Below are 23,868 nucleotides of genomic sequence, written 5' to 3'. Positions count from 1 at the left end.
TTTTATTTTAAGGTCTCTTTTTTGAAAAATCAATGTCAGTTCTTTTTTTATACAATCCTTTTTTAAAAACAGGGCAATTTTTGTCATTACTAAGGGGCAGACCTTAGGTGTATGACCCATGCAAGGTTGTAAATTTTTAAAGTAAGAGAAAAAAACTTGAGATTACAGTTGATGGGCAACGAAAGGGAAGATTAGCTTAGTTTTCAAGGGGCACAAAAGAGGCTCAAAAGGCCTTCAGATTTTTTAACCCTGAAACCAAAGAAACAAATGGGCCGCGGAGGACTCGAACCTCCAACCTATGGATTAAGAGTCCATTGCTCTACCAATTGAGCTAGCGGCCCTGTTATGTTAAATCAAAATATTTTAAAAATTAACCTGAATTTGAGGTTTGTCAAGAGTATTTATGTCCATATCTTTTGAAACTTAAGAGGATTTTTTCTACTGCTTCTGTTGTAGGAAAATGAACTTTCCTCCTTTTCCAACCCTTCTTTTTTTTTGTAGGGATAGGAACTTATGTTTTTAGAGGTGGGGAAAGGGAAAGAGGCTTATATTGACAAAATATATTGACATAAGGAAATATCCTTTTATGATACTTGAAAAATTAATAAAGATTTCAAAGGGGAAAATCTTATGAAGGTGGCTATACACATATCGCATGAGGCGTTATATAAAATTGGTGGCATTGGAGAAGTTCTCGCAGGGCTTTGCACAGCTCCAAGTTATCAAAACTTTTTTGAAAAGACCCTCTTTTATGGCCCCCTCTTTGAATACATTGGCTCTGCTTCAACGCGCCTTGGAAAAGACGGAGTTGTTTACTATTCCAGTAAAGATCACTATGACACAGGCCACTTTGGTGAACTTTTCAAACCTGTTCTTGAAAAATATAACATTGATATTGTATATGGGAAAAGACGCCTCCTTAGTGAATTAAATCCTTCCCGTCAGGCAAAGGTTGATGTCCTGCTTGTTGACATAACCCAGATGAAAAAGGAGGAGGTAATTTATCAAAAATACCTCTTTTGGGAAAAATTTGGGCTTTCCTCAGATAAATATGAACGAGATTGGGACTATGAGCAGTATCTTAGAATCAGTTTCTGCTATCTTGAATTTTTAAAACTACTATATCCAAAAGCCTCAAAATTTTACCATTTTGGACATGAGTATATGGGAATTCCCTCTCTATTAGCTCTTGAACTTCACCCTGAATTTAATCCTGAAAAGCATCAGAGAATATTTTATGCCCATGAGGTAGCACCGGTTCGTAGAATTGTGGAAAATTTGCCTGGACATGATATCACCTTTTATAATCTTCTTGAAAAGTCCAAAGCTAACCAACGAAGTCTTGAAGAGATATTTGGACCTCAGATGGACTGGTATAGAACAGCCCTTGTGAAACTGGCTCACCGCTTTGATAAAATATTTGCAGTAGGCGATCTTGTTGCTGAGGAATATAAATTTCTTGTCCCAGAAGCAGATCCATCAAAGATTAAGGTAGTTTATAATGGCCTGTCTGTAGATCACATATCCTTTGAAGAGGTTCAACTTAGCAGGAAAAAATTTTCCAAATGTCTAAGTCAAAAGGGATGTGATAGGGTTGACCTTATTTTTTCTCATGCCTGTCGATTAGTTAAAAGTAAAGGTGTCTGGAGGGATATAAAACTCTTTTTCTTCTTAGATTCCCTGCTTGCAAGGGAAAACCTAAAAGGGATCTTCTTTCTTCTTGCTTCACAAGTCCCCCAGGGAAGACCTGTTGAGGCTGTTGACCGAATGGTCCAGGAATATGGCTGGCCCTTTGAACACAAAATTGGTTGGCCAGATCTGGTAGGCTATGAAATTGAAGTTTACCAACTTATTGAGAAATTTAATTCCCAAGCTAAAGCTATTAAAGCTATTTTTATTAATCAATTTGGATTATCCAAAAGAAAATGTGGTATTGATTTTCCTGAAGACATAACCACCAGAGATTTAAGACTGGCAAGTGATGTGGAATTGGGGTTTTCCATCTATGAACCCTTTGGAATCTCTCATATTGAAGTTCTTCCATCCGGGGGTCTTTCTCTGCTTTCAACCTCCTGCGGGGTTTATTTTTTTCTTGAAAAGATTTTTTCAGAAGACTTTAAACCCTATGTGGCTATAAATTTTGTAGAGATTGCTAAGGACCTTCCTGAAACGCTTCTCTTAACTCTTTCTGAGGATAAAAGAGATGTCCTTGAAGAGTTAGCTATAGCTAAATATTCAGAATTAATCTACAAGAAATTGCCTAAAACAGAAGAGGAAAGACTTTACCTTTATGAAAAGACTCAGCCCTATCTGAGTAAACTTGACTGGGAAAGTGTTATAAAGAGATTTTTTCTCCCTGCCCTTGAAGGATCTTAGAGTATTTCAAAGGGTTGATGCTCCTCTTTCCAGTGATTGAAAAAATCCTCTCTTAGCCGGTGGAGTATCTTTTCATATTCAAGAGGCTTAATGGAGGCACCCTTTATACCACCCTTCAGATTGATTTCAGAGAGATAGGGGCCCTTTCCTTCAATATAGGCAAGATCAAGATGAGCAAAGAAAAAACCTCCTCTTTCCATCACTCTTTTGCAAAAGGTGGTTTCCTCCTCAGATAGTTCATAGGGAGTTGCTTTTCCTCCAAAGAAAAGATTTTGTCTGAAGTTGTCCGGGTTTTCTCTTAAATAGGCCTCCTTATAAAGCTCACCAAGAACAATCACTCTCAAGTCCTTCCAGTCTCTAAATAAAGGCTGTAAGACAAAGGGAAATTCAAGGGCTTGCGTTCCAGCAAGATTAAAAAGCTCCTCAAGATCTCTCCAGAGTTTAACTCCTAATCCACAGTTAGCCTGATCCTTTTTAGTGATAAAACCTGCATAAGGTGGGGGATTTTGCATAACCTGAAGAAGAGAGACCTGATTTTTGATAACATAGGTATAAGGAGGCATAAATTCTCTCAAAATTTCTGCCTGAGCAACCTTTGAGGCACTCAGGATCTGTGACAGAAAGCTTGGAAAAGATATGACTTCACGACATTGAAGATCAAAAATAAGATGGAAGTTATCTGGTCTGATGGGAATTCTGGTTAAAAGGAGGTCCCCCTTTTTTAAAAGGGGAAAATTTCTTAAAAGGGATTGATAAGTAGGAATGACATAAAAAGGGGACATCAGGGTTTATTTTTTGAGATAGGTAAGATCAGCATTACAGGATCCGCAGAAAAACTTAACTGGCCCCAGAACCTCTGCCTCCTCTTCTACAGGTTCTAAATGACCCTCTTCAGTTTGAAGATAGTGGATATAAAAGGTGGCATTTTCAATAATATCATAAAATTCCTCAGAATTACCACAAAAGGGACAAATTATCTTTTCCTTTCTTGGCAAAAGAAAGGGTTTTTTAACTTTTATTTTGTGGGTCTTACCAGTAGCTAAGACCTTTTCCATTTGACCTCCTTTACCTTCCAAAATAGCCGGTATATTCAGCTTCGGCAAGCACATGGGGCTTTAAAGCCCTTAAAAGGTCTTTATAGCTTGGTTTTTCTGTAAGTTTTATTTCTGAAACTTTGAGGGCAAAAAGTTTAAAAACATAGGGATGATCCCCTGTGCCAGGAGGGGGTTGTGGTCCTCCCCAACCCTTAAATCCAAAAGAGTTGATCAATTCCTTAGCTGGAGGAGAAATCTCTTTCATGGAAGCTCCCTCTTTAAATTCCTTTACTGTAGGGGGGATATTGATTATAACCCAGTGAATCCAGTTTCTGGCAACGGGGTGAATATCCACACAGACTAAAACAAGGGATAGAGTCCCTTCAGGGATACTCTCCCACTTAAGAGGAGGAGATATATTCTTACCTCCAGCCCCAGGCATTACATATTTAACTGGAATCTTACCTTTATCTGAAAAGGCCGGAGAAGATATTTGCATAGCCTTTCCTCCTGCCAAAGCTATTCCTGTAAATAAAAATAAGACAGCTATTGAAGCTTTAAAGCCCTTAAGGTAAAACCTTCTTTTCTTTACCTCTGTCAAGGTCCTTCACCTTTTTTTCTGCCTCTAAATACATTTTAGAGTCTTTTTGTAAAAAGGAAAGGGCTTTTTTGTAATGAAAGACAGCTGTCTTAAAGTCTCCTCTATTTTCATAGTATTTCCCAAAATAAAAATGGGATTCCCCTAAGAGCTCCATACGGGAACAGAGAAGACCAAAGTGGTAATAAAAAAAGGGATCCTGTTTGAGGAATTTGTTTTCATCTAAGGCCTTAAAAATTTGATAACTCTGGTTTAATTCCCCTGTCTCAGAGTAGGCTCGGGCTAAGAGATATTTTCTTTTGAGTTCCAGGATTTCTCCAAGTCCTGATTTAGAAAAAGAAAGGGCACTTAGGATCTCTCTGGCCTTAACATAGTCACCTTTTTGAAAGTAAAGCTCTGCAAGATCAAGTTTAAAGTAATCTCTGGAGGGAAGACCTTTTAAGGCTGTGGTAAGTTCTTTTTCTGCCTCAACAAAAAATCTACTCTCCATCAGGGCAATACCTAATTGATAGCGCAAAAGGGGATCATCCTTTTCCTTTAGCTGGGCCTTTAAAACCAGAATAAGGTCACTTGAGTCCTCGGCTTCACCCCGAATTCTTGCCTTTAATCTTAAAAAATAATAGGGATCTCCCGAAAGGGTATAGCGATCCTTGAAGGGAATGGCACTCCTTTCTGCAAGATTTTGCAGATAATTCAATCTTTCCTGAGGTAAAGGATGGGTAAGGAGATAACGATAATTTAATTCTATGGCAAAGGAGCTTTCCTTGGATAGCCTTTGAAAGACCCGTGCCATAGCTTGAGGATTAAATCCTGCTTTGGTGAGAATCTCAAAACCCATGCGGTCTGCCTCTTCTTCATCCATTCGGCTGTAAGCAAGAAGCTTGGTCTGAGCCAAGGCAGTTCCCGTAATCCCCACAATCTGTCCTGCCTGCCCGCCACCAAGAAAAATTGCTGCTAAGGTTGCTGCAGTTGTAGCTATCTGCATTTTTTTAATAGTCTCAATCCTCTTGGCTACATGCCTTGCTAAATTATGGCTCATTTCATGGGCCAGAATACCAGCAAGCTCATCCTCACTTTCAAGAGACTCAAAAAGTCCTGTATTTAAAAATATATAGCCCCCTGGAACGGAGAAGGCATTGAAAGTTTTATCTTTGATAATGAAGAAACGAAAATTAAAGGGAGAAAAGGAAACCCCTTTTTGAGAAAGAAGCTCACCAAGTAGATTGACATAAGTTACAGCCTCCACATCCTTTAATATCTCAAGACTTCTGGAAACCTCCTGTAACACTTCTTTACCAATTTTCTCTTCCTCCTCAAGGGAAATTAGAGCCTTAAGAGGGGTGATTGTAATAAAAACAAAAATTAAGAGTAAGGTAATTACCCTTTTAAGCATAGGTTATATCCTCCAGAATGATAGCATAGAGAAAGAAAGGAGATAAAAAATGATCTGGTTAAAATGAGGGGGGCCAATTTATCCTTATGGCGGAGGCGTATGGGAATTGAACCCACCCACCCCTTTTTGGGGTGCACCGGGTTTGAAGCCCGGGAGGGGCACCAGCCCCCTCACGCCTCCATTTAAAAAATGCAAGGGGCTATTGGGGAAACTTGCGGCACCCGGAGAGCCCGGCTACCGTTGCTCCCTTTCGGGCCTGGCGGGGTTCACCGGGATCCGTCGCACAAGCCCCCAATAGCCTTAATGAAAAATTATAATGCAGATTAATTAAATTTCAAAATCCTCTTAGTGCCCTCCCACTTTGAGAATTCCTGAGGCAGCTAAAAGTAGAATCAATACCTGAAGAAGAGCCAAAAAGGCATATATGGACTCCTTCTTTTTAAGAAAAATAGGAAGAATCCTTATATAACAAATTATGCTTAAAGCACTGAGAAAGGCAATGGGTAAAAAGTTCAAAAAATCGCCTTTGTGAAGAAGGGTGATCCAGGCCCAACCAGACTGAATCCTGGTAACCTCAAGATATTTGTGGACATTAAGTTTCCAATACTGAGGCAAATCCTCAACGGGTAGGTAAGGAGAAAAAATTCCAAAAACATAAATCGCAAAAGTAATCACAATTCCAATAAGACCTAATTTCATACCTATATCAAGAAGAGCTGCATAGGAAAGCTGTTCTTCTGAAGGTTTGATTTCTTTAGCCATTGTTTCCCTCCTTTCTAAAAGTTTTTTTAAGTCCAGATTCCAAGGCCTTTAAGCAGGGCCCTTAAGCCTGAAAAAGCAAGAAGACCAATAACTACCCAGCGAATCACTTTGGGTTTGGCAACTGCTAAAACTCTAACTCCCACAATAGAACCAAGCATAATTCCAACAATAGAGGGAACCACTATCATGGGTATGATAGCTCCACTGTTAAGATAAATCCAGGCAGCTGAAGTATCCGTAATAGAGAGCAAAAATTTACTGGTTGAAACTGCAACCTTTAAGGGAACACCCATTAATAAGTTAAGAACAGGGACATTGGCCCAGCCAGCTCCAAGTCCAAACATTCCTGCCATAATTCCTATCACAACAAAAAGAAGAAGAGCAATAGGTGTTCTATGCACTTTCCATTCCACTTCCTTTCCGGTAGTAGGCTCATAATAAATTCCATAAATCTTTAAAGCCCGGGAAAGGGCATCTGCCTTTTTAACTTCAGGATATTCAGACTTTTTAGCAGTAAGCATAATAACTACAATACCAAGAATAGTAAGTCCAAGAAGGGTATTTACTACATTTTTGGGAAGAGAAAGCCCTATCATAGCACCAAAGATAGCACTTGTTGAGGCAATTAGGGCAAGGGGAATAGTGAGTCTTAAATCCGCAAGCCCTCTTCTTAAAAGCCCTGGGCCAGCAGCAAGAGCCCCAGAAAGGGCTACAAGTAATCCTGCACCCCTTACAAAGTCTAAATTAAATGGAAAAAATCCACCCACTATAGGCACAAAAAGAACTCCTCCTCCAACACCTCCCAGCACAGCAATGATCCCCAAAATAAAGGTTACGATAAAAAGCAAAAGCGGCCAAGCCCACCAGGGAAAACTCGAGCCCCCCTCCATAACCTGAGGAGTAGTCTCTGCTGCCATACTAATTACACATGTAAATAAAAGAAGAAGCGCAACCATACTGAAAGTACGAAGTAACCACCTCATATCCCCCTCCTCCTTAGTATTTTTAGTTTTAGAGGGTAATACCAGATTTAATTTTTGCAACATTTTATGAATTTTGTAGAAAATTGAAAAAAGTTCTCTCTCCATATAAGGTTTTGGTTGCATAAGCTCAGATCCTTACAAGAAAAAGGAAGGAGGGGAAAAAGGTGAGAGGTGAAAGGCAGATTTATCTGTCAAAAGAGGTAGCTTTAAGCCTCAAAAGATAGAGGTGCATACACCTTTGTTTTAAATCCTGTTAAAATGTTAGTGGAATAGGCTACCAATAAGAGGATTCCATTAATTGGGATATTTCTTGAATCTTAAGATTAACTCCTTTAATAACAAAGATTCCATCTTCAAAGAGGGTTATTAAGACAGCTTTTAAATGATAGACTTCAAAGGCAAAGAACAAAGTGTTTTCAAGGTTTAAAAGTTCACAGAGAAGGGCCCGAATAAAGCCCCCATGGGTAAAGATGGCATAATTTCCAGCTTCAAGACCTTTCAGTAGCTCCCAGAACTTTTTTGCCCTCTCCCTTAAATCCCTTAGAGATTCCCCACCTGGAGGAGAAAGATAATCTTTTTTTAGCCTTTCCCAGTAAAGGGGTTCTTTATAGACCTCTTCCCTTGGTCTTCCCGCCCAGGTTCCATAATTTATCTCTTTCAGTTCATTTCTTACCTCAAGGGGAAGTCCCTTTTCCTTTGAGAGAATCTGAGCTGGATAGAGAGCCCTTTTTAAAGGGCTTGAAAAAAGTTTTTTTAAAGGAATTTCCTTGAGCCCTTCAACTACCTCAAGAGAAAGTTTTTCTCCTTGAGAGGATAGAGGAACATCTACCTGACCATAAAACACTTTACGATACTCTTCTGCAATAGGACCGTGCCGGAAAATAATAAAATTTTTCATAAAGCTTTTTACTTTTAAGTTAAGGTTTTCTCCATCTCAAGAAGGGTCTTAAAATCAACCCTTAAAAGATTTCTAAACTTTTCATTTATCTCCTTCCAAATGCGATTTACAGGACAAACTCCCTCTCTTACGCAAAAATTAGGATTATCTACACACTTATTTATAGCAATTTTCCCGATGAAACTTTCAAGAACCTCAAGAAGGGTAATTTTTTCAGGGGGTTTTCTCAGCTTATATCCTCCTCTTTTTCCTCTATGAATCTCCACAATTCCAGCAGCTTCAAGGGTCTGGCCAATTCTTGCAAGAACCGTTATAGGTATCGCCATTGCCTCACTTATCTCACCTCGGGAGATGATTTTTCCATTATTCTGCGCAAGAAAAAGCACCATCCTCACAGCATAATCTTCAAGTATTCCAAATTCCATAGCTCCTCCTTATAATCAAAAGTTACCTATAAAATTAAATTTTAACAATTAATTTTTATTTTGGAAGATGTCGAATTGCCTCATTAAAAATCTATTCAAAATTTTATCGTTGCCTCATATAAAAAATCTTAGCTCCTCTCTTGAACCTTCACGATAAAAATATCTATTTCGCCCCTCTTGAATTTACAAGCTTAGTTCTTTCGTAAAACTTATTTCAAAGGAAAAAGTGGGTGGGAAGGTAAAGGAGCTTTACAGAAAGATAAGGAGGTATTAGAAAATGCTCGAGAGAGCATATTTAGAGAAAAAAAGGGGATTATTTCCGGGGAAAAAATTGACAATAAAAAGTAGGGGGAGGTAAAATAAATTCCTTCAAAAAATTAAAGGAGGCATTAGGAGATATCCCGCTTGAATTCTAAAAAGGTTTGTGCTACTTTATAATCTAAATCATTAAAGAGGTGGGAGCTTGTGTTTGAAAACTTAACGGAAAGATTAGAAAAGGCTTTATCAGGCTTTAAGGATAGGGGCAAACTTAGTGCAGAAGATATTAAAAAGGGCTTACGGGAAATAAGGCTTGCTCTCCTTGAGGCGGATGTTAATTACAAAGTAGTCAAGGATTTTCTGCAAAGAGTGGAAAACAGGGCCCTTTCCTCTGAGGTTCTTGAGAGTCTTACCCCCTTTCAACAGATGGTCAAGATTGTCTATGACGAACTGGTTGAGACCCTCGGAGGCAAGGCCTCAGGCTTAAATCTTACTGGAAAACCTTCCGTTATTCTTTTAGCAGGGCTTCAAGGCTCAGGTAAAACTACTACAGCTGCCAAACTTGCTAAATATCTTAAAAAAAAGGGACACAATCCTTTACTTTGCTCAACAGATATTTACAGACCTGCTGCCATTGACCAGTTACGCATCCTTTCTGAAAAGATTGAGCTGCCCTTTGTTTCAGCTACCCCTCAGGAAAAGGCTCTTGAAATTGCTGAGCGGGCCTTAAAAATTGCAAAAGACTCAGGCAGAGATGTCTTGATTGTGGATACCGCTGGAAGATTACATATTGATGAAGCCCTTATGGAGGAACTCAAGGCTATTAAAGATTTTTTAAAACCTCAAGAGGTTCTCTTAGTAGCTGACGCTATGATGGGGCAAGATGCGGTGAATGTAGCCCAAACCTTTCAGGAAAGAGTAGGCCTTACAGGAATTATTCTTACCAAGGTAGAGGGAGATGCCCGTGGAGGAGCAGCCTTTTCTATTAAAGAGGTCACTGGCTGTCCTATAAAATTTCTGGGCATTGGAGAGAAATTAGATGCCCTTGAAGTCTTTCACCCTGAAAGACTTGCATCAAGAATCCTTGGAATGGGGGATATTTTGACCCTGGTGGAAAAGGCTCAGGAGGCCTTTGATATTAAAAAGGCGCGCGAGCTTGAAAAAAAACTTAAAAAACTTCAATTTGATCTTGAAGACTTAAGAGAACAGCTTCAGCAAATGAAAAAACTTGGGTCCATAAAAGATATTTTGAGTTTTCTACCCGGGTTAGGAAAGAAAATTGACAATCTCCCTATCAATGAGAAGGAGATCCATAAGATGGAGGCTATCATTAATTCTATGACCCCTCAGGAAAGACGCAATCCTCACATCATTAATGCCAGCAGAAAACGCAGAATTGCCAAAGGCTCTGGAACCACAGTTCAGGATGTAAATAAACTTCTTAAAAGCTTTGAAGAAATGAAGACCTTAATGAAACAATTCAAAAGCCCGGGAAAAATGCATGGCTTCCTTAGGCGTTTTATGGGGGTGTAAGCTTTATGCCCCAGAAAATCGTCTGTACCAATCGCAAGGCCCATCATCTTTATGATATAGAGGAAACTTATGAAGCAGGTATTCAACTCTTAGGGTGTGAAGTCAAATCCCTGCGCGAAGGTAGAGCCAATCTCTCGGATAGTTTTGCAAGAATTCTCAATGGAGAGCTCTTTCTCTATAACTTTCATATAAGTCCCTATCCTCACAGTCTTGAGGCGAAAAACCTTGACCCTACTCGCACAAGAAAACTCCTTATGCACAAAAGGGAGATAAAACGCCTCTCCGGAAAGGTTCAGGAAAAAGGTTATACCCTTGTGCCTCTCAAGGTTTATTTTAATGAAAGAGGTCTTGCTAAAGTAGAATTAGGCTTAGCTAAGGGTAAAAAGGTCTTTGATCGCCGGGAAGACATTAAACGCCGGGAACTTGATCGGGAAATCAGACGAAAATACAAGGGAAAAATAAAGTAAGACCTCATTTATGCGCCCTCTTTATCTCTCAATTCAGGGCTTTGGCCCCTATTTAAAAACAGTCCTTGACGAAAATATCTTTTATCTGATCCACAAAGAGAGACTTTTTCTTATCTCAGGGGAGATAGGCTCTGGAAAGACCACCCTCTTTGATGCCATCCTTTTTGCTATCTTTGGAGAGGCTTCCTTTCCTGAGCGCACACCTAAGGATCTTATCTCCCATCTGCTTAAAAGATACCCTCAAATTGTCCCAGAGGTAACTTTCAATTTTCTCTATCAGGGAAAGATTTACAGGGTTTTGCGCAGACCCCCTTATGAGAGACAAACAGGCACAGTTTCCCTCTGGATTGGAAATAAACTATATTCTCAAAAGGCAGGTGAGGTCTCAGAAAAGATTCGTGAGCTCTTTGGCCTGGATGGAAAACAATTCAAGAAGGTCTTTTTAATCCCTCAGGGAGAATACCGAGAGATACTCCTTTCTGATCCTAAAGAAAGAAAGGCCCTCTTTGAAAAACTCTTTGATACAGAGACCCTATCAAGACTTGAGGAATTTTTTAAAGAACAGGCTAAGGCCTTAAAAGAAAAGCTCACTCTTCTTAAGGAGAGAGAGGCTGAGCTTATGAAACTTGCCGAGGTGTCCAGACCTGAAGAACTTGTTGAAAAGCTTAAATACCTCTCAAATCAGAATGAGCTTATTCAAAGGGAATTAAAAAAACTTACCCAGGGATTAAAACATTGCGAGGAAGACATTAAAAAAAAGGAGCAAGCCCTTGAGCTTCTTCAAAAAGGACTCTCTCTTGAGAAAGAATTAAAGGAACTATCCACAAAACTTCCTGAGATAGAGGCCTTAAAGGAAAAGGTTGAAAAATTAAAATCCCTACGAGGGAAAGCTCCATATTTGGAGGCCTTAGAGCGAAATAAAATCCTTATCAAAGAAAGACATCTTGCCTTGCAGAAGGAAAAGACCTCTATTGAAAAACTCAATATCGCCTTAAAAGAGAACTCTCAAAGGTTAAACGAACTTTCTGAAAGGGAAGCTCACATTAAAATCAAAAGAGAGGAGCTTTTGAAAAAGGAAGAGGCCTTGCAAACCTTACAAAAGGCAAGGCTTTATGAGGAGAATCTTAGAGAACTTGAAAGAATATACCTGAATACGAAAAATGAATTGGAATCTGTAGAATCCTCAGGAGAAGTTTTACAAAAGAAGCTTGAATTAATCCAAAAGGAGAGGGAGGAGCTAAAAAATTTACTTGAAATCTCAAGAGCTCTGGCGGAAAAAAAAGAAAAGCTATCTTATTTAAGGGCCTTTTATGAAAAAAATCAAAACCTTCTAAAGCTTAAAGAAAAACTCAAAGAACTTGAAAGGCAGAGGCACTACCTGCAGAAAGAGCTTGAGCACTTAAAAATGAAGCACCTTGCCATAATTCTATCTCAAAACCTGAGAGAAGGAGAGCCCTGTCCGGTCTGTGGATCCCTTGTCCATCCTGCTAAACCCCAAAGGGACCTCTTTTTGCCTCAGATTGAGCACCTTCAGAAAAATTTAGAAAAAGTTGAGGCAGAAATTGAAAATACTAAAAAAGAGGCCTCTCACCTTGAAGGAGAGCTTTCTTTCCTCCAAAATATGGTTCAAGAAAAGGAAGAAGAAATAAAGGAAAGTCTTTTGGCTCTGGAAAAATCTTATGGGGAACTTGTTCAGAAAAAGTTTTCTTTTAAAGAACTTACTCAGTATGAAAAAAAAGAAAAAGAGCTTAAACTTCTGCTTGAAGGTTTGGAAAGACAAAAAAAAGAGCTTCAAAATAGACTTCTCCAGGTCTCGGAAAAAAGGGCATCCCTGGAAGGAGAGATTAAGGCCTTAAAGGGCTTTTTAAAGGATTCTCAAGATGAAGAAAAACTTAAAGAGGAGATTAAAAGAATTACTGAAGAAATCAAACTCTTTGAAGAGAACTCTAAAAAACTTCAGGCAACCCATTTAAAACTTGAAAGGGTCCTTCACACCCATATGGCCAATTATGAAAACCTTAAGAGAGAGATTAAAGAGCGTCTGCAAGAACTAAAGGCTTTTGCTAAGGAATTAGTCTCCTTGATAAAAGGGAGACTTTTTAAAAATTTTTCTGAAATAAAAAAGGGCCTTCAGGAAATTAAAAATCTTCCCCACTATGAGAAATATCTTTTTGATTTTGAAAGGGATAGACACAGACTCACCTTGGCCCTCAGGGAGCTAAAAGAAGAGGCCTCTAAAAATAATCTAACTTTAAATCCAGAAACCTTAAAGCAACTTACTATAGAACTAACCAAATTGAATCAGGAAAAGCTTAAAATAGAAAAAGAAAAGGTGGAAAGGGAGAGAAATCTTGGAAAGGTGGAGGAGCTTCTTCATCAGTCTGAAAATTATCTAAAGTCTTATGGAGAGATATTAAAGGAAAAAAGGGTTCTGGAAGAGGAGTATCCCTATCTTGAAAAACTAAGCCTTCTTCTTTCCGGAAAAAATACCAACATTTCCTTTCACTCCTTTGTTCTCTCGCGGTTTTTAAGTCTTATTCTCAAAAAGGCTAACACCTATTTTTCTGATTTTACCTTTGGAAGATATCGCTTTGTTGAGGGAGATATCTTTACTAAAAGGTTTATTCTTGAGGTCTTTGACACCTATACTGGTTCAAAGCGTGAGGTAAAGACTCTCTCAGGGGGAGAATCCTTTTTAGCAGCTCTTTCCTTTGCCCTTGGTTCATCTGATGTTCTGCTAACCCTTTCCAAAAAAGGACCTCTTGAGACCCTACTCATTGATGAAGGCTTTGGTTCCTTAGATGAACAAACCTTAGACAGGGTCGTTCAGAGTTTACTTAATCTCTCCCAGAGAACAGGAAAAATCATAGGGGTTATCTCCCATTTAAAGGAACTCAAGGAGCGTTTTCCCCTTGTCCTTGAGGTAATCAAAAATCCAGAGGGCGGAAGCTCCATTAAAATGAGGAGAAATCTTTGAAGAAGTTCGGGTTAATTCTTGCTGGTGGAAAGGGCAAAAGAATCGGTGGAAATAAACCTTTAAAACTCCTTGCTGGAAAACCTCTTCTTTATTGGGCTCTTAACCCCTATCTTCAACTGAATATTCCAATTTTAATCTCAGTGGAATCAAAAGAACAAAAAGAGGTTTTAAAGGATTCCCTTGAAAAATATTTGGGAGGCACAAAAAAATTAGAATTTATTTTTGATGATAAAAATTTTAAAAATCTTGGTCCACTAAGTGGTCTCTATGCAGCCTTTAATTATATTGATGTTGAAGCTTTACTTCTGGTTTCTGCTGTTGACCAGCCCCTTATAAAAATAGACCTTTTAAGATATCTTTTGGAAGAAACTGAAAAAATAAAAACCCCTGCCCTTGTATTTGAAAAAGAAGAGGAGCTTGAGCCACTTCCAGGGGCTTACAATACTATTCTTCTCTCGGAACTAAAATCTTTTTTAACTCTTTCTCCAAGGAAAAGCTTTAAGGCCTTTTTATCTATTCTGCAAGGAAAAGGGTTGCTTGCAACCTCTGTTTTTTGGCATAAAATAGACCCTAAAGGAAAATGTTTCCTCAATATTAATGACCTTGAGGAGCTTACCAAGATAGAGACATGTTTTTTCCAGAAAAAGACTTAGAGCGTATCATTAAGATTCTGGTAGTGGATGATGACCCTGGTATCAGGGATTCTATATATGAAATCCTTCTTGCTGAGGGATATCAAGTAGAAACAGCTGAAAATGGAAAAGAAGCTTTAGAAAAGGTTTCATCTTTTGAGCCAGATATAGTGCTTACCGATTATCTTATGCCAGAGATGGATGGGATAAACCTTTGCAGGTTTATTAAAAATAACCCTGATTTAATGGATACAGGAGTTATATTGATTACAGGAGTTAATGACCTTGACACAAGGGTCAAAGGTTTGCTTGCTGGAGCAGACGATTTCCTTGCTAAACCCTTTATGCTACCTGAACTTCAAGCAAGAATCAAGTCTCTTTCAAAGGTTAAGCTCTACCATGATTTTTTGAAAGACTATCAAAAAAGACTGGAAGAGGAAGTGGAAAAAAAGACTGCCGATCTTTTAAGGGCCAATCTTGATCTGAAACTTGCCTTTGAAGAGATTAAAGAGCTCTCTCTTGAGACTATTTACCGATTAGCCAAGGCAGCTGAATACAGAGATGAGCACACAGGCTATCATATCCAGAGAATTGCCCATTATAGTGTGGCTATAGGGGCTCATCTCGGGTTAGAGAATGAGGCCTTAGATGTTCTTCGCTACGCCTCTCCTCTTCATGATATAGGTAAGCTTGGTATTCCTGATGCGATTCTCTTAAAACCCGGGGCTCTTACTCCCTCTGAATGGGAAATTATGAAGATGCATTCTATTATTGGAGCGGAGATTTTGGCAGGCTCAAAGATAAGATATTTAAAAGCTGCTGAAAAAATTGCCAGATATCATCATGAAAAATGGGATGGGACTGGTTATCCTGAGGGACTTAAAGGAGAAAGGATTCCCCTTCTGGCCAGAATTACAGCCATTGCGGATGTCTTTGATGCCTTAACTACAGATAGGCCCTATCGTAAGGCTATGACTATAAATGAGGCCTTTGAAATTATAAAGCGTGGAAAGGGTGCCCACTTTGACCCTCAGCTTGTGGAGATCTTTTTCAAAATAAAGGATGAAATTCTCTCCATTCGGGAACTCTTTAGAGATGAGGAGGAAATTCCTCACCTCTTTAAACTTACCCAGAAAATAAGGACTTAAAATCTTTTTAAGAATTTTCAAAAAATTTCAAAAAGGTCTGAGCATTTAATACTGCATAACCCAGAGCGGTATTATCAAAATAAACATAGGCCTCTTTTACCTGATAAGATTTCACAAGCTTTGCAAGGCTTTTAAGTTCTTCATCTGTATAATTAGAAACATATAGCTCGGGGGAGCCGTGGAGTCTCAGATATAGGAAATCTGCAGTTATAACTTCATACCAAGAAGGGTATCGTCCTCCACAATCAGAGAAACATAGAGCAACTCCCTTCTTCCTGAGTAAGTCTGCAAATTCCTCATTATGAAAGCTTGCATTGCGTATCTCAATAACAGACCTATAATCCTCTGATAAAAGCTCTAAAAACTGCTCTATAAGCCCTCTTTCATATTTTAAAGAGGGGGGTAATTGAAAAAGTAAGACTTTTGCCTTTTCTCCGAGATGAGCAATACTCTTTAAAAAGACCTTTAGTTCCTCTGCAACCTCTTTGAGTCTTTTAATATGGGTGATAACCTTAGGGGCCTTTATAGTGAAGATAAAATCTGCTGGTGTCTCATGATACCATTTTTTAAAGGTTTGGGGCCGAGGAGTTCGGTAAAAGGTAGCATTTATTTCAACTGTTTTAAAATGTTGACTGTAAAACTTAAGCCATTCTTTGGGTTTCAATTCTTCAGGATAAAAGATCCCCTTAAAGGAGTAATAACTCCAGCCTGAAGTCCCCACATAGCACTTCATGCTTTGCTTTGCTTTTTCAATTTAGTAAGGGCCTTTTTAGCTGCAAGGTTCTCAGCCTCTTTCCGGGAGGTTCCTTTAGCTTTTGCCAAAACCATATCTTCCACCTTTACTACAACCTCAATCTCCGGTTTATGTGCAGGCCCTGTAATCTCAAGAACTTCATAGACAGGAATTATCCCCTTTTCCTTTTGTAAATATTCTTGGAGTCTGCTTTTGGCATCAACAAGGGGCTTCAATTTTAAGGTTTTAAAATAGGGAGCAAAAAGTTTATGCACCACTTTACAGGCCTTTTCAAGACCCTGATCCAAAAAAATAGCCCCAATCAGTGCCTCAACTGCCCTGCCTGCCATATTTAGCCTGCTTTTGAGATCAAGAGTTTTTTCCCTGCGTCCTGTAAGCAAAAACTCAGGTAACCTCAAAGACTCAGCTACCTTTATCAAACGCTCTTTACAGACTAAATAGGCCCTTTTTTTCGTAAGGTCTCCCTCTCTATCCTTAGGGAATTTCTCGTAAAGAAGTAGGGATATACATAGATTTAAAAGGGCATCTCCAACAAATTCAAGTCTTTCATTATCTTCAAGGTCTTCATGTTTATGGCTTATACGATAAGAACTATGGGTTAAGGCTATTTTAAGGAGCTCTTTATTTTTGAAATTGATCCCTAAGGCATTTTCAAGTTCCTGAAAGTGCTCTTCCATCTTATTTTGCAACTAAAAAGGCGGTCCTAAAGCGGTCTTTTTTAAGAATTAAAGCCTGCTCCTGGGCCTTGTATAAATCCTTGGAAAGAAAGATCTGGACCCTGTAAAAAAGTCCCTTTTCTGGATGCTGATAGGGCTCAATGGAGACCTGCTCAAATTCCTGTTCAAGTTCGAGTTTATATTTCAAGGCATTAGCATAGTTTTTGAAAGCCCCTACCTGAAGATAAAATTCGTTAAATCTGAAATTCGGTATATCTTTATAGACAACTTTTGAGTTTATAAGTTCTCCTTCTGAAAGGGCTACAATTTTTACCCGGGCAAGACCCTTTCCGTGGAGACCAAGTTCCTTAGCTGAGGCAAAACTTAAATCAATACATCTATCCTCCACAAAGGGCCCTCGGTCATTAATTCGCACCACAAGCTCTCTGCCATTTTCAAGGTTGGTTACAAGGACATAAGTTCCAAGGGGCAAGAGTTTATGAGCTGCGGTATATTCATACATATTATAAATCTCCCCCCCTGAGGTTTGACGCCCGTGAAAACCAGGGCCATACCAGGAGGCAAGACAGACTTCTTCATAGCCCTCTGCCTTCGGAAGAGGATAATAGGTCTTTCCATTAATAGTATAAGGACGCATCCAACCAGGAAGATATTTACTTGACTCTTCTGGTGCAATTATTTGAGGTGGTGGAGAAGGCTGTCTTGGAGGTCTTGCACAGGAAACAAGAATTAAGCTAAGAAGTAAGAGGAGGAACCTCACTCCTTAGGCCCTCTGCAAAAGCTCAGCTACCCTCTTAGCAAAATAGCTGATAATTAAGTCAGCCCCTGCCCTTTTAATACTAATCAAGCTCTCCCACATTACTCTTTCTTCATCAAGATATCCGAGTTTCCCAGCTGCCCTAAGCATGGAATACTCTCCACTTACCTGATAGGCGGCAATGGGATGATGCAAATTTTCTCTAAGCATTCTTATAATATCTAAATAGGGCATAGCAGGCTTTACCATTATTATATCGGCACCTTCTTCAACATCCATTAAAGCCTCGCGCATGGCTTCCCTGGCATTGGGAGGATCCATCTGATAGGAGCGTCTATCCCCGAATTGAGGGGCTGATTCAGCTGCTTCTCTAAAGGGCCCGTAAAAGGAACTGCAATATTTCACAGCATAACTCATAATGGCAACCTCTGTAAAGCCTGCCTCATCTAAGGCCTCACGAATTCGGGCTACCCTTCCATCCATCATATCAGAAGGAGCCACCCAGTCCGCTCCAGCCTTAGCATGGGAGACAGCAATACGGGCTAATTGTTCAAGTGTAAGGTCATTGTCAACCTCCCCGCCCCTAAGTATACCGCAGTGTCCATGAGAGGTATATTCACACATACAGACATCCGTTATTATAACTGCCTGTGGAAATTTATCCTTTAAGGTCTTAACCGCTCTCTGGATGATACCTTCCTTGGCAAAGGCTGAAGTTCCTGCTTCATCCTTTTTGGCAGGAATTCCAAAGAGTAAGAAGGCTTTAAGCCCAAGGTCAAGGGAGGTCTTTACTTCATCCAACACCTGGTCTAAGGAAAAGCGAAAAATTCCGGGCATGGATTTTATTTCTTCCTTTATGTTTTTGCCTTCCACAATGAACAGGGGATAAATAAAGTCATTCACTGAAAGATTGGTCTCTCTAACCAAAGATCTAACAAATTCGTTTTTTCTGAGTCTTCTGGCCCGGTATTCAGGAAACATCATATTCTTTAACCTCCTGCAATTTTTTTGTTTATAATATAAGCATGTCTCCTTTGCTTAATTTTAAAAAAGAGGGACAAGAACTCCATTTCACCTGGGCTTAAAAGCCATCACCACACGGGCGGTTGGAGTAAGGGACAACTTTAATTCTATTCCCATCAAAAATTTAATAGAAGGATTAGTAATTCCGAGGTGATTTGCCATGGCTAACATTTTTACCATACCATATTTTCTCCTTTAAAAGGTTAAGGCTTTTTTAATAAGTTCAAAAACAAGCCTTAGATCCTCTTTAGGATCATTAAAAAGATGGATCAAAAGGACAGGTTTTTCCCTTTCAACAAGGGCGCGAAAGTCCCCATAAGCCTGGGCAAACTGCTGATCCCAAAAAGTATATCCCTCTTCAGGAATGATCTGAGAATCAATCCGCCCCCGGCGAGTAAAAATAATGAAACGAGCAAGAGGAGGACCACCTTTAAAAAGTTGCCCTGTTGAATGCAAATATCTCGGGCCATAACCAAAAAGGGTGGCACAATTTTTCTTTTCCCGGACAAAGGTTCTTATATCTCGGATAATATCCTCTATCTCTGGATCATAGGAAAGATAGGCTAAGAACCCAACATAAATCCAGGGGGCAAAATCAGAAAAGAACTTTTTAAAAAGGGCTGAAAGCTTTGGATACTCAACGGAAAGAGTCTTCTCATAATAAAAACCAAGGCCTGTGTCACTATCTACATAAAGCTCTAAGCCAAAATCTCCCTCCTTTTTAAATTTTTCAAGAAGTTCCCTGGTTTTTGTCTTGGAGAGCACAACATCGGGTTCATCAAAGGGGTTAACACCGATAAAGTAACCTGTTAGGGCTGTTGCCAGCATGAACCTATAGGCCTCACCAAAGACTTCATATCTATCCTCAAGAACAATCTGCTTGATCCGAAAGCCCCCTTCCTTAAGATCTGAAATCAGGCGATGATAGAGCCTCTCTCTACCCCTTAAAGTAAGATAAATAAAACATCTATCCGAAGAATAAACAGTTGATGCCCCCGGGGATTCTCCTACAACAGGTATGAGCCCTGCATAATTTTTCCCAAGACTTTCTGCTATCAGCTGTTCCAACCAGAGGGCAAAGGGTTTTAAAAGGGGGTCCACAATAAAGGTTAGCTTATCCTGTCCAAGGATGTAAGATTCAGTAATAAATTCAGCTAAGGTGGTGGCGAGATTATAATTCCAGGGAATACCTGGTTCACAAGCAGAATACATTTCTTTGGCATAATGTAGGGCCTTAGCTAAATCAAGCCCCATAAGAGCAGAGGCTAAAAAGCCTATCTCTGTCAGGGCTGCATATCTCCCTCCTACATAGGGGGGATGATGCACAATCTTCCTAAAACCTCTTTCAAGGGCTAACCCTTCAAGAGGGGAGCCCGGATCAGTAAGGGCTATAAACTGTTTCCCCGGCTCGGAATTATTGGCCTTAACCTTTTCCCAGAAGTATTTGAAGTGAGAAAGGGTCTCAAGAGTGGTTCCTGATTTTGAGACAATAACAAAAAGGGTCTTCTCAAGGGGTAGCCTTTCAGCTTCTTGAATATGAAAGGGGTCATTGGTGTCAAGGACTTTGAGCTCAGGAAAGCCTTCAGCTGGTGTAAAAATCTGAGATATTACCAAGGGAAAAAGACCTGAGCCTCCCATCCCGCACCAAAGGACAAACTGATACTCCCTTCTTATCTCTTCAGCTAAGGTCTTAAGCTCCTTAAGCTTGGGCTCAATATATTTATAGCCCTCTACCCAATCTAAGCGTTCCTGAATCTTCTTCTTAACATCAGGATCAAGAGTAAAAAGCTCTGCATCCTTCTGAAAAAGCCTTTGAAGTATCTTTTCCTTTTCTTCTTCTGAAAGCTTGGAGGGTCTTTTAATGATACCAAAATCACCATAGACCTTAACTACTTTTGGAATATCAGCACGCATAAAAAAACTCCTTTTACATTGCCGGTCTTGAAAATATTTTAGCACAAAGCCTGCAAAGCGTCAAACTAATGTATGCGTCCATATCTTTTGAAATTTAAAGGGGGTTTTTTCTGCTGCTTCAGTTCAAGGAAAATAAACCTGTATTTTGTAGGGACAAACCTATATGTTTGCCTGTTATATGTTTTTGGCATCAATGTAGGAGTTCAAGATTTTGAACCCTTACAAGGTTTTAAAATTTTAAACCCCTACACAGGGCAGACATACAAGGGCTTCCCCTACTCCCACCTCTCACTTCTCACCTCTCACCTCTTACCACTCTTCCTTTTTCTTGTAAGCATCTGAAGCTACGCAAAAAAACCTTATTTTATTTCTCCTTTTAAATAGGCATCATAAGCAGAAAGATCAAAATATCCATGCCCTGAAAGATTAAAGAGAATGATCTTTTCCTCTTTATTTTTCTTACATTCAAGGGCAAGGTCAATGACTGCCTTTATGGCATGGGTTGATTCAGGGGCTGGAACAATTCCCTCTGTTTTGGCAAAGAGAACCCCTGCTGAAAAGACCTCTCCCTGGGAATAGGCTTTGGCTTTGATAAAACCATGGTGATAGAAGGCACAGAGAAGAGGGGCATCTCCGTGATACCTCAGTCCTCCTGCATGGATAGGGGGCGGCACAAAATCAGCTCCAAGGGTATACATTTTGATTAAGGGGGTAAGCCCTACGGTGTCTCCGTAATCGTAACGATACTCCCCTTTTGTAAGAGTTGGACAAGACTCAGGCTCAACAGCCAGAAACTCCGTATGGGTCTTTTCCCCTGTGATTTTGTGCTTCAAAAAGGGAAAGGCAAGCCCTGCAAAGTTTGATCCACCTCCTACACACCCTACCACATAATCGGGATAAAGCCCCAGCTTCTTCATCTGTAGCTCAGCTTCAAGACCGATCACCGTCTGATGATGAAGAACATGATTGAGCACACTTCCAAGGGCATACTTGGTGTCCTTTGAGGTGACTGCCCTTTCTATAGCCTCAGAAATGGCTATTCCAAGGCTTCCAGGATGCTCTGGATCTATAGCAAGAAATTTTTTTCCTGACTCTGTTTTATCTGAAGGGGAAGGGGAGACACTTGCTCCCCAGAGCTCCATAAGGATTCTTCGATAGGGCTTCTGTTTGAAACTTGCTCTTACCATATAGACCTCGCATTCAAGCCCAAAAAACTGAGTAGCAAAGGCAAGAGAGCTTCCCCACTGCCCAGCCCCTGTCTCAGTGGTAAGCCTTTTAATCCCTGAGATTTTGTTGTAATAGGCCTGGGGTATAGCGGTATTGGGCTTGTGGCTTCCTGGAGGAGAAACCCCTTCATATTTATAAAAGATTTTAGCAGGGGTTTCAAGGTATTTTTCAAGATTTTCTGCCCTGATCAAAGGAGTTGGCCTGTAAAGGGAATAGACCTTTAGGACATCTTCGGGGATCTCAAGCCATTCCTCCTGAGTGACCTCCTGTTCCACAATGGATTCGGGAAAAATAGCAAGCAGCTTCTCAGGAGAGACTGGTTCCTTGGTTTGAGGATCAAGTGGTGGTTCTAAGGGTTCTGGAAGATAGGGAGCAAGATTCAGCCATTTTCTTGGAAGTTCTTCAGTAGATAAAATTACTTTCATTTTTCCCTCCCTGCCTGTGCGGACAGGCCAAATTTTCAAGATTTCAAAGCTTTATCCAATCAAAATTTGAGAGAGTCTTCTTTTCTTTACTAAAATCAAACCCAATAAGATATATCTCCTTAAAGCGTCCAGGATATTTTTGATGATATCCTTTTTCCTTAAGTTTCTCTATAGCCTTAGGACTCTCCCCTTCCATCTCAACCACCTTAAACTCAACTATAAAACATCTCTCCTCAAAAATTATTGTTAAATCAATCCTTCCAAGGCTTGTATAATCCTCAGGGATTACTTCAAAGCCTGCGCCTTCAAGAAAACTATAAACCACACTGGCATAATACCCCTCATAACCTGCTATCTCATTACTTCTATACCACTCATAGGGAATCCCTGAAAAAAGGGCCTTTAAAACCTCTCCAAAGGCGGAAACCCTTCCCTCCCTCAATGCCCTGGTTAATTTAAGGGTAAGCCTTGCACTCTCAGGCCCCTTCCTTGTCAAATAATCCACTATGTAATTATTCAGGGAAACTCTAACCTCTTTATTGGGATAACTCAGGTAATAGAGGTATCCCGATGGGATTTCTTCAACTCCTTTTATGGTGAGATAGCCTGTTTGAAAGAGAAGGTTTTCTGGTTCAATAAAGTCCACATCAAAGCTTCCAAGGAGGCGCTCTGAAGCCATAAGTTCTGAGAGCTGGGGGATATAAAATTTCTTTTCCACAAGGAGTTTAATAAGAAAACTGGGAGTCCCTGTCTCAAACCAGTAAGGCTGAATTTGTCTTTCTTTTAGGTAAAGAAGCACATCAAAGGGATTGTAAACGGGTTCCCCAAGCCAGGAATAACCATTATACCAGCATTTAATAAGCTTTAAGTCTTTATCTTGCAGTTCTTCTTTAAAGACCTCTTCAAGCTCTTCTTGAGTAAATCCGCAAATAGTTGAATACTTTCTGCTTAAAGTAATATCATTTAAGAAATTTAAGCCTGAGAAAATTGAAGACATATAAAATTTTAAAACCCCTGTTAAAAGAACAAATTTGAGATACCTATCAAGAGGCTTTAAAACAATATAAAATTTTACAAGAATATCCCTTATTCTTTTTATCGCTTCTCTATCCTCAATGCAATCAAGGATCGGTTTGTCATACTCATCCACAAGCACAACTACTTTTTGTTTATATTTTTCATAACTTTTAAGGATTAATTCCTCAAAACAGCTATCATAAAGATCTTTTTCTGAACAGGAGACTCCAAGGGTTTCCTGATTTTTCTCAAGTTGTTCAAGAATATAAGTTATTAGATGTTCCTCTCCTTTGAGGGTTCTTCCCCCAAAATCAATATGAATAACTGGATACCTGACACTCCAGTCCCAGTTCTTTTCAAGATAGAGCCCTTGGAAAAGCTCTTTTCTTCCAAAGAAGGCCTGTTTTAGGGTGTCCACAAAAAGGGATTTTCCAAATCTCCTTGGGCGAGAGAGAAAATAGTAAGTTCCCTCTTCTACGAGTTTTGCCACAAATGGAGTTTTATCCACATAATAATAGGGTTCACTTCTAATCTTTTCAAAGCTTGAAATCCCGATGGGTAGGTTTTTCTTCATAGCTTTATTTTAAGGC

The 23,868-nt window shown here is 39.6% G+C and carries 22 protein-coding genes, 2 tRNA genes and 1 other RNA gene; 6 read left to right on the top strand and 19 right to left on the bottom strand.

The window, feature by feature from the left end; translation table 11 throughout:
* Nucleotides 1-268: 268 nt before the first annotated feature.
* Nucleotides 269-341: transfer RNA gene (locus THC_RS05180), tRNA-Lys, on the bottom strand.
* Nucleotides 342-630: 289 nt separating this feature from the next.
* Here THC_RS05180 and THC_RS05175 point away from each other — a divergent pair.
* Nucleotides 631-2,376 carry a hypothetical protein gene (locus THC_RS05175; protein WP_068514306.1) on the top strand — a complete coding sequence of 582 codons (1,746 nt, stop codon included), beginning with the start codon at nt 631-633 and terminating at the stop codon, nt 2,374-2,376.
* Here the strand turns inward: THC_RS05175 and THC_RS05170 are convergent.
* The 10 genes from THC_RS05170 to THC_RS05125 all read right to left on the bottom strand — a co-directional run bounded on the left by THC_RS05170 (nt 2,373) and on the right by THC_RS05125 (nt 8,469).
* Complete coding sequence (locus THC_RS05170) at nt 2,373-3,158, bottom strand: ATP-grasp domain-containing protein (protein WP_068514303.1); 786 nt, start codon at nt 3,156-3,158, stop codon at nt 2,373-2,375. The genes THC_RS05175 and THC_RS05170 overlap by 4 nt on opposite strands.
* A gap of 6 nt (nt 3,159-3,164) precedes the next feature.
* Entirely contained in the window at nt 3,165-3,431 is a 267-nt protein-coding gene (locus THC_RS05165; RefSeq protein ID WP_068514301.1) for a hypothetical protein, read from the bottom strand.
* A gap of 10 nt (nt 3,432-3,441) precedes the next feature.
* Nucleotides 3,442-3,909, bottom strand: a complete 468-nt coding sequence (locus THC_RS05160; RefSeq protein ID WP_068516662.1) for a YbhB/YbcL family Raf kinase inhibitor-like protein — start codon at nt 3,907-3,909, stop codon at nt 3,442-3,444.
* A gap of 67 nt (nt 3,910-3,976) precedes the next feature.
* Nucleotides 3,977-5,401, bottom strand: coding sequence for a M48 family metalloprotease (locus tag THC_RS05155; protein ID WP_068514298.1), 1,425 nt, complete (start codon nt 5,399-5,401; stop codon nt 3,977-3,979).
* Nucleotides 5,402-5,488: 87 nt separating this feature from the next.
* Nucleotides 5,489-5,581: transfer RNA gene (locus tag THC_RS05150), tRNA-Sec, on the bottom strand.
* An 18-nt stretch (nt 5,582-5,599) separates the two neighbouring features.
* Nucleotides 5,600-5,697: signal recognition particle sRNA small type (gene ffs / locus THC_RS05145), an RNA gene on the bottom strand.
* 49 nt (nt 5,698-5,746) lie between these two features.
* Nucleotides 5,747-6,163: a hypothetical protein gene (locus THC_RS05140; RefSeq protein WP_068514297.1), complete on the bottom strand. Its 417-nt coding sequence runs from the start codon at nt 6,161-6,163 to the stop codon at nt 5,747-5,749.
* 26 nt (nt 6,164-6,189) lie between these two features.
* The gene (locus tag THC_RS05135) at nt 6,190-7,146 is read right to left on the bottom strand and encodes a sulfite exporter TauE/SafE family protein (RefSeq protein WP_068516659.1); all 957 of its coding nucleotides are present in this window, start codon (nt 7,144-7,146) and stop codon (nt 6,190-6,192) included.
* A gap of 274 nt (nt 7,147-7,420) precedes the next feature.
* Nucleotides 7,421-8,044 carry a histidine phosphatase family protein gene (locus THC_RS05130; protein WP_068514295.1) on the bottom strand — a complete coding sequence of 208 codons (624 nt, stop codon included), beginning with the start codon at nt 8,042-8,044 and terminating at the stop codon, nt 7,421-7,423.
* 14 nt (nt 8,045-8,058) lie between these two features.
* Nucleotides 8,059-8,469, bottom strand: coding sequence for an RrF2 family transcriptional regulator (locus THC_RS05125; protein ID WP_068514292.1), 411 nt, complete (start codon nt 8,467-8,469; stop codon nt 8,059-8,061).
* A 465-nt stretch (nt 8,470-8,934) separates the two neighbouring features.
* Between THC_RS05125 and ffh the strand changes: the two genes are divergently transcribed.
* The 5 genes from ffh to THC_RS05100 are packed head-to-tail and all read left to right on the top strand — an operon-like array spanning nt 8,935 to nt 15,484.
* A complete protein-coding gene (gene ffh / locus THC_RS05120) occupies nt 8,935-10,260 on the top strand; it encodes a signal recognition particle protein (RefSeq protein ID WP_068514290.1) in 1,326 nt (441 codons plus the stop codon).
* Nucleotides 10,261-10,265: 5 nt separating this feature from the next.
* Entirely contained in the window at nt 10,266-10,727 is a 462-nt protein-coding gene (gene smpB / locus THC_RS05115; RefSeq protein ID WP_068514285.1) for an SsrA-binding protein SmpB, read from the top strand.
* Nucleotides 10,728-10,737: 10 nt separating this feature from the next.
* The gene (locus THC_RS05110) at nt 10,738-13,704 is read left to right on the top strand and encodes an AAA family ATPase (RefSeq protein WP_068514283.1); all 2,967 of its coding nucleotides are present in this window, start codon (nt 10,738-10,740) and stop codon (nt 13,702-13,704) included.
* Nucleotides 13,701-14,357, top strand: coding sequence for a molybdenum cofactor guanylyltransferase (gene mobA, locus THC_RS05105; protein WP_068514280.1), 657 nt, complete (start codon nt 13,701-13,703; stop codon nt 14,355-14,357). Before THC_RS05110 ends, mobA begins: the two co-directional genes overlap by 4 nt.
* Nucleotides 14,333-15,484, top strand: coding sequence for a response regulator (locus THC_RS05100; RefSeq protein WP_068514276.1), 1,152 nt, complete (start codon nt 14,333-14,335; stop codon nt 15,482-15,484). The genes mobA and THC_RS05100 overlap by 25 nt, the downstream gene beginning before the upstream one ends.
* 7 nt (nt 15,485-15,491) lie before the next feature.
* Here the strand turns inward: THC_RS05100 and THC_RS05095 are convergent, their stop codons facing one another.
* From THC_RS05095 to THC_RS05065, 8 genes are all read right to left on the bottom strand, one after another.
* A complete protein-coding gene (locus THC_RS05095; RefSeq protein WP_068514274.1) occupies nt 15,492-16,217 on the bottom strand; it encodes a DUF72 domain-containing protein in 726 nt (241 codons plus the stop codon).
* Complete coding sequence (rnc, locus tag THC_RS05090; RefSeq protein ID WP_148638825.1) at nt 16,214-16,915, bottom strand: ribonuclease III; 702 nt, start codon at nt 16,913-16,915, stop codon at nt 16,214-16,216. Before rnc ends, THC_RS05095 begins: the two co-directional genes overlap by 4 nt.
* Nucleotide 16,916: 1 nt before the next feature.
* Complete coding sequence (locus THC_RS05085; RefSeq protein WP_068514266.1) at nt 16,917-17,675, bottom strand: septal ring lytic transglycosylase RlpA family protein; 759 nt, start codon at nt 17,673-17,675, stop codon at nt 16,917-16,919.
* A 3-nt stretch (nt 17,676-17,678) separates the two neighbouring features.
* Nucleotides 17,679-18,656, bottom strand: coding sequence for a porphobilinogen synthase (gene hemB / locus THC_RS05080; protein WP_193392856.1), 978 nt, complete (start codon nt 18,654-18,656; stop codon nt 17,679-17,681).
* Between the two features lie 87 nt (nt 18,657-18,743).
* Nucleotides 18,744-18,875 carry a hypothetical protein gene (locus THC_RS09700; protein WP_269447031.1) on the bottom strand — a complete coding sequence of 44 codons (132 nt, stop codon included), beginning with the start codon at nt 18,873-18,875 and terminating at the stop codon, nt 18,744-18,746.
* Between the two features lie 15 nt (nt 18,876-18,890).
* On the bottom strand, nt 18,891-20,609 hold the full coding sequence (locus THC_RS05075) for a phosphoglucose isomerase-related protein (RefSeq protein ID WP_068514262.1): 1,719 nt from the start codon (nt 20,607-20,609) through the stop codon (nt 18,891-18,893).
* A gap of 359 nt (nt 20,610-20,968) precedes the next feature.
* Nucleotides 20,969-22,261, bottom strand: coding sequence for a TrpB-like pyridoxal phosphate-dependent enzyme (locus THC_RS05070; RefSeq protein WP_068514257.1), 1,293 nt, complete (start codon nt 22,259-22,261; stop codon nt 20,969-20,971).
* 43 nt (nt 22,262-22,304) lie between these two features.
* On the bottom strand, nt 22,305-23,852 hold the full coding sequence (locus THC_RS05065) for a PD-(D/E)XK nuclease domain-containing ATP-binding protein (RefSeq protein WP_068514254.1): 1,548 nt from the start codon (nt 23,850-23,852) through the stop codon (nt 22,305-22,307).
* Between the last annotated feature and the right edge of the window lie 16 nt (nt 23,853-23,868).

Origin of the sequence: Caldimicrobium thiodismutans (assembly GCF_001548275.1) — a bacterium.
Taxonomy (GTDB): domain Bacteria; phylum Desulfobacterota; class Thermodesulfobacteria; order Thermodesulfobacteriales; family Thermodesulfobacteriaceae; genus Caldimicrobium; species Caldimicrobium thiodismutans.
This window is presented reverse-complemented; position numbering and strand designations above follow the sequence as displayed.

Coding starts and splice junctions, on each gene's coding strand:
- THC_RS05175 (WP_068514306.1), top strand. CDS start 631: ATGAAGGTGGCTATACACATATCGCATGAGGCGTTATATAAAATTGGT.
- THC_RS05170 (WP_068514303.1), bottom strand. CDS start 3,158: ATGTCCCCTTTTTATGTCATTCCTACTTATCAATCCCTTTTAAGAAAT.
- THC_RS05165 (WP_068514301.1), bottom strand. CDS start 3,431: ATGGAAAAGGTCTTAGCTACTGGTAAGACCCACAAAATAAAAGTTAAA.
- THC_RS05160 (WP_068516662.1), bottom strand. CDS start 3,909: ATGCAAATATCTTCTCCGGCCTTTTCAGATAAAGGTAAGATTCCAGTT.
- THC_RS05155 (WP_068514298.1), bottom strand. CDS start 5,401: ATGCTTAAAAGGGTAATTACCTTACTCTTAATTTTTGTTTTTATTACA.
- THC_RS05140 (WP_068514297.1), bottom strand. CDS start 6,163: ATGGCTAAAGAAATCAAACCTTCAGAAGAACAGCTTTCCTATGCAGCT.
- THC_RS05135 (WP_068516659.1), bottom strand. CDS start 7,146: ATGAGGTGGTTACTTCGTACTTTCAGTATGGTTGCGCTTCTTCTTTTA.
- THC_RS05130 (WP_068514295.1), bottom strand. CDS start 8,044: ATGAAAAATTTTATTATTTTCCGGCACGGTCCTATTGCAGAAGAGTAT.
- THC_RS05125 (WP_068514292.1), bottom strand. CDS start 8,469: ATGGAATTTGGAATACTTGAAGATTATGCTGTGAGGATGGTGCTTTTT.
- smpB (WP_068514285.1), top strand. CDS start 10,266: ATGCCCCAGAAAATCGTCTGTACCAATCGCAAGGCCCATCATCTTTAT.
- THC_RS05110 (WP_068514283.1), top strand. CDS start 10,738: ATGCGCCCTCTTTATCTCTCAATTCAGGGCTTTGGCCCCTATTTAAAA.
- THC_RS05100 (WP_068514276.1), top strand. CDS start 14,333: ATGTTTTTTCCAGAAAAAGACTTAGAGCGTATCATTAAGATTCTGGTA.
- THC_RS05095 (WP_068514274.1), bottom strand. CDS start 16,217: ATGAAGTGCTATGTGGGGACTTCAGGCTGGAGTTATTACTCCTTTAAG.
- rnc (WP_148638825.1), bottom strand. CDS start 16,915: ATGGAAGAGCACTTTCAGGAACTTGAAAATGCCTTAGGGATCAATTTC.
- hemB (WP_193392856.1), bottom strand. CDS start 18,656: ATGATGTTTCCTGAATACCGGGCCAGAAGACTCAGAAAAAACGAATTT.
- THC_RS09700 (WP_269447031.1), bottom strand. CDS start 18,875: ATGGTAAAAATGTTAGCCATGGCAAATCACCTCGGAATTACTAATCCT.
- THC_RS05075 (WP_068514262.1), bottom strand. CDS start 20,609: ATGCGTGCTGATATTCCAAAAGTAGTTAAGGTCTATGGTGATTTTGGT.
- THC_RS05070 (WP_068514257.1), bottom strand. CDS start 22,261: ATGAAAGTAATTTTATCTACTGAAGAACTTCCAAGAAAATGGCTGAAT.
- THC_RS05065 (WP_068514254.1), bottom strand. CDS start 23,852: ATGAAGAAAAACCTACCCATCGGGATTTCAAGCTTTGAAAAGATTAGA.